This is a genomic window from Cytobacillus sp. BC1816, from assembly GCF_051353635.1.
Taxonomy (GTDB): domain Bacteria; phylum Bacillota; class Bacilli; order Bacillales; family Cytobacillaceae; genus Cytobacillus; species Cytobacillus oceanisediminis_C.
In genome coordinates, this window is sequence record NZ_CP195611.1 from 2,900,640 (window position 1) to 2,917,848 (window position 17,209).

At 39.6% G+C, this 17,209-nt stretch carries 14 protein-coding genes; 3 read left to right on the forward strand and 11 right to left on the reverse strand.

The window, feature by feature from the left end; all coding sequences use genetic code 11:
- Nucleotides 1-13: 13 nt before the first annotated feature.
- Entirely contained in the window at nt 14-1,033 is a 1,020-nt protein-coding gene (locus ACR42H_RS14875) for a DUF3231 family protein (protein WP_436371464.1), read from the reverse strand.
- A gap of 277 nt (nt 1,034-1,310) precedes the next feature.
- On the opposite strand from ACR42H_RS14875, the gene ACR42H_RS14880 reads away from it, so the two are divergent.
- A complete protein-coding gene (locus tag ACR42H_RS14880) occupies nt 1,311-1,802 on the forward strand; it encodes a CBO0543 family protein (RefSeq protein ID WP_436371466.1) in 492 nt (163 codons plus the stop codon).
- 27 nt (nt 1,803-1,829) lie between these two features.
- Here the strand turns inward: ACR42H_RS14880 and ACR42H_RS14885 are convergent, their stop codons facing one another.
- From ACR42H_RS14885 to ACR42H_RS14910, 6 genes are all read right to left on the reverse strand, one after another.
- Nucleotides 1,830-2,621, reverse strand: a complete 792-nt coding sequence (locus ACR42H_RS14885) for a DUF817 domain-containing protein (protein WP_436376947.1) — start codon at nt 2,619-2,621, stop codon at nt 1,830-1,832.
- Nucleotides 2,622-2,679: 58 nt separating this feature from the next.
- Nucleotides 2,680-2,895: a helix-turn-helix domain-containing protein gene (locus tag ACR42H_RS14890; protein WP_436371468.1), complete on the reverse strand. Its 216-nt coding sequence runs from the start codon at nt 2,893-2,895 to the stop codon at nt 2,680-2,682.
- A gap of 9 nt (nt 2,896-2,904) precedes the next feature.
- Entirely contained in the window at nt 2,905-3,387 is a 483-nt protein-coding gene (locus ACR42H_RS14895; protein ID WP_436371470.1) for a DUF2975 domain-containing protein, read from the reverse strand.
- Nucleotides 3,388-3,664: 277 nt separating this feature from the next.
- Nucleotides 3,665-4,540 carry a GT-D fold domain-containing protein gene (locus tag ACR42H_RS14900; RefSeq protein WP_134177288.1) on the reverse strand — a complete coding sequence of 292 codons (876 nt, stop codon included), beginning with the start codon at nt 4,538-4,540 and terminating at the stop codon, nt 3,665-3,667.
- A gap of 36 nt (nt 4,541-4,576) precedes the next feature.
- Nucleotides 4,577-6,091, reverse strand: a complete 1,515-nt coding sequence (locus tag ACR42H_RS14905) for a glycosyltransferase family 2 protein (RefSeq protein ID WP_436376949.1) — start codon at nt 6,089-6,091, stop codon at nt 4,577-4,579.
- Nucleotides 6,092-6,156: 65 nt separating this feature from the next.
- Nucleotides 6,157-7,002, reverse strand: a complete 846-nt coding sequence (locus ACR42H_RS14910; RefSeq protein WP_436371472.1) for a hypothetical protein — start codon at nt 7,000-7,002, stop codon at nt 6,157-6,159.
- Between the two features lie 128 nt (nt 7,003-7,130).
- Between ACR42H_RS14910 and ACR42H_RS14915 the strand changes: the two genes are divergently transcribed.
- Both ACR42H_RS14915 and ACR42H_RS14920 read left to right on the forward strand, forming a co-directional pair.
- Entirely contained in the window at nt 7,131-8,012 is an 882-nt protein-coding gene (locus ACR42H_RS14915) for a glycosyltransferase (protein ID WP_436371474.1), read from the forward strand.
- Nucleotides 8,013-8,021: 9 nt separating this feature from the next.
- Nucleotides 8,022-8,867, forward strand: coding sequence for a DUF7164 domain-containing protein (locus ACR42H_RS14920; RefSeq protein WP_436371476.1), 846 nt, complete (start codon nt 8,022-8,024; stop codon nt 8,865-8,867).
- A gap of 449 nt (nt 8,868-9,316) precedes the next feature.
- On the opposite strand, the gene ACR42H_RS14925 is transcribed toward ACR42H_RS14920, so the two are convergent.
- The 4 genes from ACR42H_RS14925 to ACR42H_RS14940 are packed head-to-tail and all read right to left on the reverse strand — an operon-like array spanning nt 9,317 to nt 17,209.
- Entirely contained in the window at nt 9,317-12,190 is a 2,874-nt protein-coding gene (locus tag ACR42H_RS14925) for an ATP-binding protein (protein ID WP_436371478.1), read from the reverse strand.
- Nucleotides 12,180-12,551: a response regulator transcription factor gene (locus ACR42H_RS14930; protein WP_113884766.1), complete on the reverse strand. Its 372-nt coding sequence runs from the start codon at nt 12,549-12,551 to the stop codon at nt 12,180-12,182. Before ACR42H_RS14930 ends, ACR42H_RS14925 begins: the two co-directional genes overlap by 11 nt.
- Nucleotides 12,552-15,803: a hypothetical protein gene (locus ACR42H_RS14935; protein WP_436371480.1), complete on the reverse strand. Its 3,252-nt coding sequence runs from the start codon at nt 15,801-15,803 to the stop codon at nt 12,552-12,554. It lies immediately after the preceding gene.
- Nucleotides 15,800-17,209, reverse strand: a complete 1,410-nt coding sequence (locus ACR42H_RS14940) for a glycosyltransferase family 2 protein (RefSeq protein ID WP_113884764.1) — start codon at nt 17,207-17,209, stop codon at nt 15,800-15,802. Before ACR42H_RS14940 ends, ACR42H_RS14935 begins: the two co-directional genes overlap by 4 nt.

Below are 17,209 nucleotides of genomic sequence, written 5' to 3' on the forward strand. Positions count from 1 at the left end.
TATTGCCTGTATCTTATTGCTTTTTATGTATCAGCAACTTCCTATTAGTCACAAGCGGAGGCTGTTCAAGCCATTTTTCCTTTACCACTATATCAAAGGTATCCTTTGCATAAAGCATGACTTCTGCAATAATTTTACTGTATTGAGTTGTTAGGTCGGTTCTCATGGACACTGACATGGCATGTGAAATTAAGCTAATGTCTACGGAATTCAAAACATTGATCATAGAAAAAATAAGTTTGTCTGAGAAAGGTGATACAATGGTTTCTGTTACTTCCATTCCGACGGTAACGGTTCCAAGAAGTTCTTCTTCCATTAATAAATTATTGAAAAAAGATATCTGTTTTTCGCTGATCGTCTTTCCTTTCAAGATATGTTTCTTTAGGTTTTTGTCTTTTACCACTTGAGCAAACGCAAGCATGATGAGAACTGAAAAGTAATTTCGCTCGATGTTGAAAAATATTTCCGATAGTTCAATTGCATTCAAGGGACGTTTAGTGCCTATAATTCCAGAAAGAAAAGATTCTTTCTGGACAAATTCAATTTCTTTTGGATAGTTCATTTTTGGCGGCCGATCATAAATGCCCTTAGCCAGCATCAGCTTTACTGCTTTACCAAACATTTCTGTAGAGGTATGTATACATTCTGTAAAAAAATCCAGGACATCCAGCCGAACATTATTTGATGCAGTATAGCTGAAGTTAATCATGCCCAATCGATTCATCATATAAATATAGCTTAAAGTGAACACATCATTGAATAATGGAGGGGCTGACAAATTGACATCCCCTTCGGAAAAGGCAGCAGGCACCGGAAAATTTTCTGAGAGGAAAATTTTTTTGATCTTTTCTAACCTTCCTTGCGAAATTTGCAATGACTCTTTTGCTAATGGAATGATTTCCTCATCTTGAAGATGGTGTAAAAAATACTTGAGAAAACAGGAACTCATGCTTTCTTGTAAATAAACACCCCAAAGGCCTCCAATTTCTGTGCAAGACAGTTCAATATTTACTTTCTTTTTCCTGGATTCCACAATGACTCCCCCACAATGTATTTGTAGGTTTATTATCTCTAAAAGTTTAAAAAATACCTATATTTTATAAAGTAAATATTCTTCATTACCGTCCTTTAAACTCCCAAAAAGCATCTATAACAACAGTCAAATAGGCAATAAGGTAAGAGTCCCTGAAATCAGCATCTTAATCTAATTTGCAGTTAATACTATTAGGATAATTTATCCATTTTTACATTTATTGGTATTTAATTTTAGATGTCGTCAATACTAATTACCAGAAAAATGAGGTGAATATATGCATTGCATCCTTGTTATACTGGTCATTATCTTTGCTTATTTTAGAGGAGACTGGAAGAATTGGGAAAGTTATTATCCTACCATGCTCTATATCTCCGTGGCATCTTTTATTTATGAATTTATTTCACACAGCCATTTTCATTTATGGGAACTTGAAAAAGGCCTTTTGAATCTGATGGGAGTTCATCTGCTGCACAATATCATTATCAATCCTTTAATGGGATTCGTGTTCTTATCCCATTTTCCCGGCAAATTTAAAAAGCAAATGTACTATTATGCAAAATGGAGTGTCTTATTTTGGGCAGCTGAATGGCTGGCATCCCGTTTTAGTTTCATAAGCTATCATAATGGATGGAATATTTGGTGGTCTTTTTTATTTGTCGTCATTATGTTTCCTATGATCCGTTTACACTATGTCCATAAACTGCGGGCATTAATTCTATCAGTTCCAATTGCAGCCCTTTATTTATTTGTGTTTGATTACCTTTAATCAGCCAATTGAACTTAATCCTTACAGTTATAAAGTTTGACCAGAAGCTGAACCAGCGGAACTGTTTCCTTTCACCCGCTTTAGCGTAGCCACTATAAGAAAGCTGACAATGACTAATAAGAGCCAGGAACTCACCTTCCCTAAATGAACCAGGCTCCAGGCATCAGCCTGATTGGGATATTCCCAAGCCCCAAAGAACGTTGCGATATTTTCTGCTATCCATATAAAGAATCCAATCAGCACAAAAGAAAATGCAATCGGCATACGGTAACGGATCCCGCCAACCTCGTAGGTGACCCATGATTGCCAGAAAACAACCATAACCATTCCAGATAACCACCATCGGACGTCAATCCAATAATGGTGGGTGAAAAAATTCAAATAAATCGCAGCTGCAAGAGGAACTACCGCCAGGAATGGCGGCCACTTAACCAGGTCAACCTTCAGCCTCCTCCATGCCTGGCACAGGTAACTTGCTACACTGGCATACATGAAACCGCTGTACAAAGGAACCCCAAACACTTTGGAATAACCATCCTCGGGATAAGCCCATGAGCCCATATGGACCTTGAATAGTTCAAGTGCAAGGCCAATAAGGTGGAATAATGTGATAACCTTCAATTCATCCTTCGTTTCAAGCCCCGAGCGCACCATGACCCACTGCATCAGGAGACAAATGATCAGCATCCAGTCATACCGCGGCAGAATGGGCATCGGCAGGAATTTGGTTAAAGCTAAAGAAGCAAAAATAACAACAGGAAACAAACAGGACAAAGCCTGCTCCCAGCCAAAACGAAAGAGCTGCTTAATTGACCTTATCGATCGCGGTTCCTCTTTTCGAATAGTCAAATGCATCTTTTATCCCCCACCTGTATCATTAATCTTCCTCATCATTTCGGTATTCCAGGATATCCCCAGGCTGGCAGTCTAATGCTTTACAAATGGCCTCCAGGGTTGAAAACCTTATCGCCTTCGCCTTGCCATTTTTCAAAATAGAGAGGTTTGCCATTGTGATTCCTACCTTCTCTGAGAGCTCTGTTACACTCATTTTCCTTTTTGCCAGCATCACATCAACATTTATAATAATTGCCATGTTCTCACCTCAGACCGTTAAATCGTTTTCTGATTTTATATCAATTGCCTCTTGTAAAAGCTTCTGCAGAACTGCCGCAAAGACTGCGATAACCATTGATGCAAAAGGAACCAGCAAGCCAACGAAAATGACACCAGGGGCATCGTCTATTTCTGCAAAAATATAGAAGACCGGCAGTACCAGCACATGCAATCCTGCGATAGTGATGGCACAATATTTAATTTTCTTTAAAGCTATGACCGATAAATCTGAGAAAGCTTTATTTTTGTCAATATAGCGCAAAAGCTTGAAAGCCTGATACAGCGCAAAGTAAAAAGGAATCGTCGAAGCATAAAACACGATGTAAACCAAATATTTAAGGAAAGCAAACTTCGGCAGCATTTCTCCTGCAGCTTTCCCCAGCTCAGGCACCAAAAAAATGCACAGAACCAAAATAGGGACACCCAAAAGAAAAACAGCTATTTTTAAAAACAATGTTGTTACTTTTTCCAAAAAAAACACCTCACTTCTTATTTTCAGTTTGATTTTAATACAGAATTTATCGTTTTGCAATAAATAATTAGCGTTTTATATTATATTTTTATTGAATCAAAACCCATTCTTGATACTTTAACAAAGAAATAGAGCATTTCTCATGGCAGTGAAATGCTCTATTTAACTTAAAGCTATTAAATTATTAATTGCTTAGTAAAATATGTCATATGCATAGTTGATATAACTAGTGCCTTAACAATGTTTGCAGGAATACAGTTTTGCTGAATGATAGCTTTTATTTAACAATCACCTTCGTATTGTTAATCAGTTCATCAATTAAATGACCAAAATCAATGGCAATTTTATTGCGTTTGGCCAATTCGACACAAATTAAATTTGCTGGAATGCCTGCAGACACGAGGGCCACATCGAAGTCATATTTTTGCGCCTCGGAAAGCACATGCGGAACCGAGTTAATATTCTCAACAGGAATCGAACCCGCAATGTTATTAAACCCGGCATTACGCAGAACGGTTTCTCCCTCCATCATCCGATTTCCTATTAATAATACTCTTTTATTGTTCAGAAGGTCCTGAAATAGCGTTGTCTGCAGATGGAGTTCATAATTTATTACGGATCTGGTTAAATTCATGCTTTTCATAGGCCATTTGTGAACCTTTGCCAGCTTGTTAAACAATTGCTGAAAGGTAGGTCTCCTCAGGAATGGAATGCCAACCATATCGGCTTCCATCATATTTCTTGCTAATAAGTCCCTGATGCTGTGATCGGGCAAATTTACACCGGCATATGATAAGAAATTTAGTCTTGGGATGCTTTCTATCTCTTCCGCTGAAAAAAGAATGTCATGTCCAAGAGTCAAAAGCTCCCCATCCCCAATTCTGATCAGGGAGTATCCTTTATTATTACCCATAGCCTGCTTTATTTCCTGTTGAACCTCATGAGGTGTTTTAAGCTTGATTAATTTATTTGATAAGCTGGCTATCCCTGCTTCCAATATTTCTTCCACAGAATATGGGAGAATATAGTCAGCTCCAACCAGCTCTTCCACATGCTGTTCTCCGCCGCGGAAGTACGCTTCATATGTGAGGTCTTCTAAGTATCCGAAGTTTTTTAATCTATCCCAATCCTTCTCTGAATACATAGACATCATTTTGTCCTCCATTCATTTTAAAAAAAATTGAATCTCTTAAAAAATTTCTCTGCCGTTTTCGTTTAATTCATCTAGAATCCTTCTTTTCCTGTTTCCATCAGAAAAGCCGCCTCTTTCATTCGTTTTCGAAAAAAAATAAGATAGCCCTTCAATGCAATCTCCAATCAGTTCCTCTTTCTTTATGGCGTCATCCATGTAAGGGAGCTTTGTGCTGACCTGGACAACTGAAACAGGCAGACTATGTTCCATTATCTTAAGATAGGCCACTGGAGGAATCATAATAGATGAATTACCAACTAGCTGCAGTGCTTTCCTGCTGATAACATGGGGCTGAAAGGCCAAGCCATTATTCCAGAGATCAGGTCTCTTTGCTGCTAAATTAAGAAAATACTTCATGCTATTTATTAGTTCAAGGGGATGACTTTCATCTAAATAATTGACTTCATTTAAAAGAACCAAATCTGCCCCATTTTCTGCTTCTTTGAACAGCTTTTCCCAATCTTCGGCTGGCAAAATACTCCTTTCGTCGAGGAAAAGTACGCTCTCCCCTGAAGCGAAAACTGCTCCAATAGCTCTATTTAAAAATATATCGCCTTTAATAAACAAAGGAATTACCATTACATTTAAATCCCGTAATCTATCCATTTTTATCTTTTCCTGTCTGCTTGAGATAAACAGGATTTCATCAATTTGCGATTCTTTTAAAGTCCTGATCACTTCAGTCAACTGCTCAAGGCTCAGTTTACCTTCGTCACAGATGACAGCACTTCGCAGTACTGTTTTGCCAGCATTTAACCGTTTAATATTTTGCAGCATAGTTCGGTATCTTTTATCAGGGTGGCCTCCTCTCTTTCCTTTTTCTGTAATAAGGTAATGTACTGCTGACAAATGATCTCCAAAGATTACATCCTCGATCCAGTTATAGGGGGATTCACTGGATTTTTCAATATGAATATCCGGCCTGATTTTATTTCTGCTTATTACATCAACATATTCAGGCGCAACAATCGACAGCTTCTTGCTCATGGCTATTGCCTGGGCTAAAGGCGGATTGGCAAGACTTCGCCAGTTAACTTCCTGCAATGCATGCCTGCTGATTGCATGCGGCACAGCAACCATGGAGTTAATCGTTAATTCATCATAACCAAACAGTTCGTTCAGCGCCTTTTTGACAACCGATACAGAATGCGGCCGCTCCTTGGTGTTCATAATTAACTCCAGGTTATTTAGGGCAATATCATGGCCTTGCTCTATCGCATCAATAAACGGATATAGATTTTTATTTGAAATAAGAATATCACCATCTAAAAAAAGTAAGATGTCCCCCTTTGCATAAAAAGCCCCAATTGCCCTTCCAATGTCATGTCCTAAAGCATCCTCATAAACAATAACTTTACATTCCATTGCTTGAGCGATTTCTTCTGATTTATCAATCGATCCGTTTATGACAGTAATGATTTCAAGCGGATTCAACTTCTTAACTTCGTTTAAAATCATTTCTAATTTCTCTTCTTCATTCTTTATGGGGATAATAACAGAAACCTTTCGCATGGTACTCACAGCACCTTCCTTTGCATGGTAAAAGAAAGTTTTGCTTTATATAGTATTTTCATTCGTTATACCTTGCTGACACCTTTTATCAATTCAACACATAACTTGTTTATTATTGGGATTTGAAACGAAAAATTGCTTGATACTTCTATATTGGCAATCCCAAACAAACTAAATTTGAAATTGAAGCCTGGATCATTTGGATGACTTTTAAGAATCGATTTTATTATTGCTTTCGAAGTCAGCCTTAAAATTGAAAGTGCCTCTTCATAAGGATTGGCTTGTTTATTATTGCAGGGTTCCATACTTTCGGGTGACGGTGGAGTTGTTGTTACATTTGGCGGCGGTGTTGTCGTTACGTAAGGTGCTAGTGATGTTGTTGTTACACTTGGGTGAAAATTATTCACTTCACCAGGATGCTGTGGTTTTAGATCCGGGGCTTTAAAAAAGTATCCTTCAATCGTAACAAGTTCACTTGAATCCTGTCTGTTAAAGGAAGCGATGACCTGCAGCTGATTCTCTGACCCATACCCAAGGAAGTCTTCCTCTTTAAACTTACCATTTGTCTTCATATTCAGGAGTGTTATAACCAATTTCTCATTTTGGGCAAGTCCTAAATTTGGCTGTTCAGGATGTAAAACCACTTGCATTTTACTTTTTGCCGTTTCGTATGGAGCAAATTTCCAAGCAGCTGGCTCTACATCGAGAATTCTGGCTTCCCCTTCTTTTAATGAATCCTTGTTTAATGTTAAACTAATTAATTTTGATTCCGGGCCGGAAGGAGGTAAAGGGCTTTTATTTTCAAAGGTGAGAAGTGCCATTTTACCATCTTCGGATATGTCAATGTGACCAATCAAAGTTACGATTTCATCATTATTGCCTATTCCTAATAACTGGGTTTGAATGCCCATTTTCTTCATCCTTTCATTTCTAAAAAACATCCAAAGCATAATGCTACAATATGCTTGTCTTATAAGAGTGTGCTGGATGAAAGAATTAATTTGTGACTTTTCAACTTTTTCATCATGGAGGGGGAAAGGTGAGACCTGAAAAATTAGTAAAAACGTCCCTTATTCTGCCTGTCAAAAATGAAGGAATACACATAAAAAACACCATTCTCTCCATACTTAAAACCAAAACGAACCATTCTTATGAAATTATCGTGGTTGATGACGGATCTGAGGACCAATGCTGTCATTTTTTAGAAGAGGCACAAGAAAAAATAAAACTCATAAAAACGAACAGTGCAGGTGCTGCAAAGGCTAGAAATATAGGAGCAGAGCATGCTTCGGGGAAATATTTCATATTTTGTGATGCACATATGTTTTTCAAAGACTACTTTATAGATTCCTTAGTCGCCCCTATTGAAAATGGCATTGCAGATGCTGTGAATCCCGGAATTGCTGATTTTATGAACCCTGAGAAAAAAGGATACGGATATACCTGGAATGAACAATTGGAGCCTAAGTGGAAAACAGATATAAAGAAATTATCAAAAGTTCCTCTTTTAGCTGGGGGATGTCTTGCCATATCTAAAGAGGTTTTTCAGTATATCAATGGATTTGAAAATGGCTTTAAAGTTTGGGGAAGAGAAGATGAAGAGATTTCACTAAAATTATGGCTGATGGGTTATAGATGCTTTGCAGAACCAAAATGCACTGTTTTCCATGTCTTCCGTACGGAATCTCCTCCATTTCTTATTACGTGGGAGGACGTTAATTATAACCTGTTGCGTATGGCTTACAGCCATTTTAATGAGAAAAGAGTGGAAAAGTGTAAGAAACTAATTAAGTTTACTGACCCAGATTTCGTTATCGACAGAGTATTGAAAAGTGATGTTATGTTGCAGCGAGAACGCTACTTCCAAAAAAGAGTTCATGACGACGATTGGTTTATGAATCTTTTTGGCATCAATTTTTAGAGGTGCAAAATGAAGAGAGCAATTGTTGTTTACTTGGAAGGAAAAAGAGAGTTACTTTTACAGTTTGGCTGCTTATACACTTCTTACCGCTCTATTCAAAGCAAGGATACAGATTTGGTTATTTTCGGTCCAAAACAGACGCTTGAATTATTGCCGGACGACTGCATTAAAATAGAGTACGATTCGCCATACCATGACTATCCATATCTAAATTCCATTAGCTGTATTGCCAGCAGTGAGTCTGATTCCATTTTGAAAGATTATGAATATATCCTGCGGACCGATGCAGATACTTTTTTGACACCGGCCTGGAATTCATTTTACCCAGAACATTTTACAGCAGGCATAGGAAAATATGCTTTTGATTCCGAGGTCCAAAGCAAACTCATGGAGCTTTCCCGCCTTTTCGGACTTAACCATCGCGGTATCCATAATATCGGAACCTCCCATTACGGAAAAACAAAGCAAATAAAAAAGGTCTGCGAACTTTCACTGCTAATATCAGAGTATATACTTGCTGCAGAATTTTATGAATCTGAAGGAAGCTGGCCAGGATGGTATAGAGGCGTGACTTCGATGTACAGCAGTGAAATTGCCATAAACCATTTAATTGACCACTTGCTGATTGAACCAGATAAGCTGGATTTTGACAGCACCTCTGATGATCGAATTGAAAGCCACCCCCATATTCACTGCTGGCATACAGATGAGGCTTTTTCAAAATTCCAGTTTGCAGATGGTAACTATAATCATCTTAGTCTTGAAAATTTAGATCCCTCAATTATCAAAGATTATTGTATGTTTATTTCCCTTAAGGCATTGATCGAATTGGACGTAATGAAAAGAGTTTTCTAATAAATATGGAGATTAAAGATCATTTTCATTGTCTCCTTGGCAGCTATCGCTTTTCATTCCCTGCCTAATGTGAAGCCAGCTTCCCGAATGGACATCCAGAGTTCCTCGCCAGGAACCATAATTGATCTCAGTGTCCCTTGCCATATGCCTGGTATCTACCGTAATCCATAGAATCCCTCCTAAAGGGCTACCAGCCATATCTTATTCATAAAAAAGAACTGTATTTATTTTTAATGCCTATTATTTCTTGAAACCCACTGGAAATAGCTTAAATATACAAAAAGAGGCAACGGTTCTAAAGTCATTTTAATGACTTTAGAACCGTGTGCCTGTTATAAATGAATCTTTTATCTGAACTTAGAATCTCTATAGCTCAAGGTGCTGCTGCCAGGTCTGTATTCAATGCAGAAAGCTTTCCCCAGGAAAATCTAATATAGTGCATGTACAAATCAATCACCGGGTGAATTCTCTGGAATTAATATTTGGCCTGCCTTTCCAACTTTAAGCAATGTCTGCAAAATGGCCAAAGATAAGCTGCCTGTCTGATATGGCTTTATGAAGTAATCATGAGCTCCCAATGACAGGCCTTTCTCTTTTTCATCCAATGCAGTTGATATAATAATTGGAATATGACTTAGAACTTCATTTCGCTTTAATATCTTCATAATGCTCCATCCATCAAGCCCTTCATCAAGCATGATGTCCAAAACAATCGCATCAGGAAGGTGATTTTCCAAGTACGCCAGGGCATCCCTTCCGGTATTGAAGTGCTTCGCATGCAAATTGTTTTCAGTAAGCTCCTGAATAATCAGTTCTGCCAGGCTTTGATCATCTTCAATGACCAGCACTTCATAGCGTGTGCCGCTTTGATGAATGTTCTCATCCAGTCCATGGGAAGGCTTATAGACACCTGGAATGGAAACAATGAAGGTACTTCCTTCCCCGTATTTTGATTTGAAGCTTACATACCCATCATGAGCCCTTACGATTTCCTGAACAATGGACAGCCCAAGCCCAGTTCCGCCAATTCGACGCCGATCTGAATTATCCACTCTGTAAAACTTGTTAAAAATATCCGCAGCTGCATTTTCCGGAATTCCCAGTCCATGGTCTTCCACTTCTATATGAAGCAGGCTGTTTTCCTCGTATAACCTTAAATAGACTGGGCCTCCAGATGGAGAATACTTAATGGCGTTGCTAATCAAATTGGTACATACCTGTTCAATCTTGCTGGAATCTCCGAGAATAAGATCATTTCCATCAAATGATTCCAAAATAATCCTGTGAACATCCGTCTGCACCTGCTGGTTATCTATTACCTTCTCAATAATAGGGAGAAGCTCAATATATTTTTTTTCGTACGTTTGTTTACCGGATTCCATCCGCTGGACATCAAGAAAATCATTGATCAGGGAGGTAAGCCTCTTGGCCTCATTTAATATTGTCATCAAATACTTCTTCTGCTTCTCCGGCTTGAGTTCACGGTTTAAAAGCAGCTCTGAGAAACCTAAAATGCTGGCAAGCGGTGTTCTCAATTCATGACTGACGGTGCTGACAAACTCCGATTTCATTTCATCCACTTTAAATTCCTTTGTAATATCCCTGTGGACAAATACAGTTCCTACTCGCTCATTATTCTGATAAAGACCTTCACAGTACATCTGGCATACATGTCCTCTATCCTTGGTTTTATATACAAACGTTTCCCCGCTGGATGTTTCACCATTAAAAGCGCGCCAGATGAATTCGGTAAAGCCATCTTCATCCACTACCTGCTTCTTTAAAAGAACACTCCACTTATCCCAGGTCTGACCAACAATCCCTGCAAAGCCATCCTGGCAGTGGAACATTTCGCAAAGCTGTTTGTTGACCTGCAATATGCAGCCGTCCCTGTCGACATACTGCATGCCTTCCTTTACCGTGTTCAGGATATCCTGGTTTAATTTTCGGTCAGCTTCAGAGTTTTCATATGAGCTGATCTTATCAAGCGACAATCCAATCTGTTTGGATAATGCTGAGTATTCATCCATATGTGTCTGTATAAAAGGAAAACCAAATCTGGTGAAGACCATGACAGCGGTCACCTCTTGATTTGAAGAGATAATCGGCAGGTACAAGTCATAGCCGAAAACTGTTCTTTCATGGTATCCTTTTTCTTCCTGAAGCAATTGCCTCTTAACTGTAAATCCTTCCTTTGTCTGCTTCAGCCTGTCAATAAAGCCACTTGCCAAATGATTATTAAACTGCTCAACACCCAAAGCTGAAATGCCAAACGAAGCAGACTCGCCATTTTGCAGCATGACAATTAATCCGCAATCTGCCTCAATGACATAGCACATATTGTTTACGATACTCTCCAGCACTTCCTGTTTCTGCAGCGAATTGGAGATTCCATTGATCAACTCGTTCCGGCGTTCAAGCTTTCTCTCATTTGAACGCATAGTTCCCAATACTTCCTCCAATTCTTCTCTCTGTGCTTGGAGCTCGTCCTGCTGCGCAAGCAGTTCCTCATTTTGAGCAAGCAAATCCTGCTCTTTTTCCTGCAGCGTTCTCACCATTTTACTAAAAGCAGTAGACAAAACAGCCAATTCATCCATTCGCTCCTGTCCTACATGCAATTCCGCCTTTCCTCCCCTTGCAATTTCCTCAGCGGCATTGGCAAACTGAGTGAGCGGCTGCCCAATTTTCTTGAACATAATCCGGATCATTCTGAACAAGATAACCAGAATGACAACAAGAAAGAGAAAAAACCCTGTTTGTATGTAGGATTGTTTGATGATTAGGTTCTGAACTCTGTCATTAAGCTCCTTATGGAGGTTTTGCAGATAGTCGTGTGTATCATCCTGAAAGGAATTTATCCTTGCAGTTGCGCCGGAATCTGCCAATTTGATAACTTCATCCATACGGCCTGCTTCAAAATATTCTATTGATGCGGGAAGCCTTTCAATGAAATAAAAATCTGCAAATTCATCCATTTCCTTTCCAAATGCCTTGTCCTCAGGCGTTGCAGCGATACGGTTGTATTCACTTATAAGTTTTCTGATCCCGGGCCTTAAGGAAGCAGCCTGGTTTTTCAATTCAGAATTGTTATAGGCAAAATAGCCTCTGACATTGAAAAAGACCAGATTAAAGTCATGATCGATTTGCTGAACAATTTCTTCTTTTTTGACAAGCTTTTCACGTTCCTTGTAATAAGAGCTGTTCACATGCTCCTGCAGCAAAGTCAGAATAATAGTCCCCGCCAGGAAGAGAAGAGTGAACACTCCCATAAGGGCGATAATCTGTCTGGTAAGGCTCTTTTTTATAAAATGATTAAACTTCATCTGCTATTTCTCCGACCTTCTCCAATAATTGAAGAGGGCTGAACGGTTTAACCATGAAATAATCTGCACCTGCGTTTAAAACCTCTTCCTGTTCATTTTGCTGGCTTTTGGCAGATAACATTAATATTTTCACATCTTTGTTTTGATTCATTCCGCTTCGTACTTTCCTTATGACATCCAGACCGGTAAGGACTGGCATCATATAATCCAGGATGACCAAATCATATTGCTTTTTTTCCATAAGCTGCAAAGCTTCTTCTCCATCTTCAGCTTCATCTACAGAAAAATCCCCATCTTCCAGAGTATCAGAAATAAGCATGCGCAGAATTTCTTCATCTTCAGCTATCAATATCTTTTTCATTTACTTCTCTCCCGGTTGTATGGAGTCAAATGATTTTTTCAAAATAAAATAAGATTTTTTAAGTCTTTCATGGTAATCTGGCTGCTCCCACACATCCCAGGAATAAAAGGCTGATTCTTTTTCATGTATCGCGCCTTTTTGCATCTTTGGAAAAGAATCCTTGATGCCATAGCTGTCAGCCGACACTGCACTAATCCATAATCCTTCAATATTCAGGCTGCCGGTAAGGCCTGCTCTCCATAAATCCCCCATTATCTCCTTTTGACTGGGGTCCTTCATATTAAGCAATGCCCATGGGAGTCTGATCTCCATTACTTTTTTATTCCTGCTGATACTAATATCGGTTAAAGAATTGAAGTTTTCAGATCCGGGGTTTGCATTCCCAAACAGTAGTTTGCCGGTCTCATAAGACTTGAATGGTTTCGTTTCCCCAGTTGAAGGAATCGTTAATTCCTTATTCAGTGCTAATCTGATAGGATGAAAAACTCCATTATCCTTTTTGTTTGCATAGCTTTCATTCGGTATCATGTTCAGCATATGGCCATAATGATAATAAAAAGAATCATAGTAGCTGTCGATTAAAAGCCTGGAATGATCCTGTCCGCCTATTTCCGCCAAAAAGTCAACTCCGAAGTCCGTTTTGACCTTGTCCGTTTGACTAATGGGAATGGAGGTCTGGCCTTGTCCTGCAATTGTATCGATCAGTAAATAAGTCTTCTCATTCTTTGAGTCAATGGGATGGTTATAATCTATTCGTATATACAAATGCTCCTCATCAGAAGCAACATACATATCCTTCAAGTAAGAATTCTCATCATCAGAGCTGTAAACAGGTTTCGCATTCAGCCTTTTCCAATCACCTGTATTGCCATCCGCATAAATACCGGCTTCATCTTTCCCAGTTTCAAAGCTTAAAAGGCCAAAATGCTGTTCATTTGTTTGCCTGTTTGACCAATATGGCCGCCGGTCAGGATTATCATAATCCATCGTATTCCAGGTGCGTTTGAACCATTCATCCTGCCAGGAAAACACCAGTCCGCCTGCATACCCTTCCGAAACGATCGATTCAAACAGCCGGCTGTTTATTCTTCCTTGCTCTTCTTCGGAATGAAAGCCCTGATTCATTCCTCCAGCGTTTTCATGCGTCTTGCCCCTTGAAGAAGGAACGCCGAATTCCGCCACTAGAACAGGCATCTCATGGACAGCTATTAAATCATGAAGATAGCCGGCATAATTATTCTTGTCCCCTTCGGAATCGATAAAATTCACATACTTTTCTTCATAGTTGAGGAAGTCAGGATAATAAGGGTACACATGGTAGGATGCGAACAGTCCGGCATGCAGCTTATCCGTCTTCTTAATATGATTAGGGTTCACTGAGACCATATCCTCCTTAATCGAAGGCTCTGATGGATGGGTCAGCAGATCTGTTGTTACCCAATTTGTAAAGCTCATGGTGTGCTGCCATTGGTAGTGATCCGTTTCATATTTCACGGCATATTCCATCATTTCAGCAAGCCAGATTTCAAAAGGATTTGCATTTTCCGTTTGGAAATAGGTTCCTGAAAATTGCTGCAGGCCATTATGTTTCTCGTTTGTGCCTGCGACCGCCTCTGGATCCCATTCTATTCCAATCATAAAGCCCAGCACATAAGGCGAGATATCATAAGTATATTTACCTGAAGCATGACCTGGCTTCTCGTCAATAACAGCACTACCATGAATGATATCGACCATTTGCTTCATTTCATTTTTGAAATCTGCTGTAACAGCATCTGAATAAGCGTCTTGCTCTTTAACCAGTGTTTCTTCATTAACCCAGACACCATGGAATAAAAATAATGGCTTTTCCGCAATCTGGTTGTATTTATAAAAGGCCTCATAAAACGCAGGCGGGTGCAATGTATATATTCTGATGGCATTGGCATTCATATCTCCAATCGTTTTGAACCACCGGAAATATTCTGCTTCTGTTATTCCTGTTTCACCAGGAAAGGAGCCAGGCTTAGCAATCCCCATATTCACCCCTTTTACCAATAGATCCTCCCAGGTGCCATCTTTTAGAATTTGTATATATTCTTCACCAGTCTTGCTGTTCGCTTGTATTCCAGTGTTGCTGGCTGTTTCGGGCGCATTCTGACTATCCGCGCTTCCCGGCTTGTCCTGCAGCATTTTTTTCATCATTGGAACGTAAGCTTCCCAGTAAAATGAATCGTTCGCACTAAAGTATTCCTTCCACTTCGACAATCCCCTGGTCTGATAAATACCAGGAACTTCTGCTTCGTCTGCATAATCACCTGCAAAATAAAAGGAAGAATAAGCTGTGTTTTTGTGCTGTATCACAGCTGGGAAGGTGTCAGGAATTCCAGCGTTCTGCAGTTTGCTTTTTCCTGCTTTTGTAAGAGGCAATGAATAGTCTGCTAATATTTCATCCTGATTTCTTGCCTCGATCACATCAAACCAATACAGATAAGGAGCGTGCGCTTTCTTCCCGAAGTAACCCTCTCCCTTTTCAGTGAACGTGAAATCAACCCCTTCACCATTCAGTTCACTTTCATCAACCACCACCACATAATCCTGCGAGTTCACAAACACCAGGCCGGGGCCTTTAAAACCCCAGCTGCCCTCATCATAGTTATCCTTAATCCAAACCGGAACCTCGCTGCTTGATAAATCCGGGAAATATCTGCCTATCCATCCGCTCCAGCTGATGTTCAATAAATTCGTCAGCCGGTGCCGTGCCTCATTTGAGGATGGACTCGCAAAGGTATTGAATTCAGCAATCAGTGTTTTCCCTTTGGATGATAGCAGTGTATCTTCCAGCTGAATGACTTCCTCTTCCTGAAGACCGCCATAAAGACTTGAAGACCGTTCTCCCAGGGGATTGCTTCCATTAAACTCTTCCTCATAAACCCCATACGTATCGGCGAGGTAAAGCACTTGATATTTTTCGAGATTATCAGGGAATGGCTTAATGGAATACTCACTTTTCCTGCCTGGCTTAAAGCCGCTGTAATCATCTTCAATACTATATCGGTCCCCATTTGCTTTAATATATTTTTCATTATTTAAAATCCATACGAGCCCCTTATGCTCCCGGTATGAGTCATCCGGCACGGTCTTATTTAAGATGAACACATTGAGCTCTTGATCCTGCTTCAGCCACCATGTCCAGAAAGGACTTGCAATAACAGCCAAAACTCCAAAAACAATCAAAAAAACGATAGCTTGCCCTTTGGTAAATATTCTCATCCGGAAACACCTTTTCTTTTCATTTCTCCCCAGCTTGTATCACCTTTGATCAGCTGCCAAATCCCTTCACATCTCCAAAAAACCGTTAATGGCCGATACCACAAGGTTTCCGTCATTGAATAGAAAAACAGTTTCATTAAGTCGGAGATTTTCGGGAATTTTCGTAAGCTCCATTCTTCAAGCAGCACAGCAGCCATTGAGAAAAGTGAGCCGTATAAACAAGAAAGCAGGAAAATCAGGATGGCGAACTCCAGATAGATGCCTCCTAAGAATAAGGATACAATAACATATAAATACCCCAATAATTCTACAATCGGTCCTATAAATTCTACAATCCAAAAGTAAGGGAATGAAACAAAGCCTATCAGACCATATCTTGCGTTGAACGTCATCTTTCTGTGTGTCCACAAACTTTCAAATAAACCGCGATGCCATCGGCGCCTTTGCCTTCTAAGATAAGTCATGCTTTCAGGAACTTCTGTCCAGCAAACAGGGTCAGGCACATAGACAATTTTCTTTTTTTGCTTTTTATCCCTGATAAGCCTGTGAAGCCTTACGACAAGTTCCATATCCTCACCAACCGTATTGGTTTTATAGCCGCCTGCTTCAATGACCCATTGCTTGGAAAAAACACCGAAAGCTCCGGAAACGATCAGCAGTAGATTATGGCGGCTTAACCCGATCCTTCCCATTAAAAAGGCCCTTAAATATTCAATTATCTGCATAACCACCAAAGGCTCACTGGCTAAGCCGACCTTTAAGATATTTCCGTCCTGTATTTCACACCCATTTGCAATCCGAATGCTTCCGCTTGAAGCAATGACTTCCCCATTTGAATCCATGATAGGCTTCATTACCTTTAAGAAGGCATCTCTTTCCAGTACAGAATCGCCATCCAATGAACAAAAATAAGGATAATGGGAAAAATTAATCCCCGCATTCAACGCATCTGCTTTTCCGCCATTCTCTTTATCTATCAAATATAGATGCGGAAGGGAAGCGGACTGATATATTTTTTTTACAGTTTCTGTCTCAACCATCTTTCTGACTGCTGGATTAATTTCTCTCATATCATAATTCTCAATCAGCTTGTCCATGGTAGCATCTTTAGAACCGTCATTAACCACAATAATCTCAAATGAAGGATAGTCAATACTCAGAAGGGAACGGACACTGGCAACAATGCCGGCTTCTTCATTATATGCTGGAACAATGATGGAAACCGGCTTTGCGAAGGTTTCATTCATATATTCGTCAAGTGTCTGATTCCGGTCCAGCATATATTCTTTTCTTAACTGAAATACAGAGATTAATAAAATGATTGAATAGAAGCTGATGACAAGCACCATATAGGCTGCTATAAACATTGCGAACCCTACTATTATATTTCCCCAAATCAAAGCCAT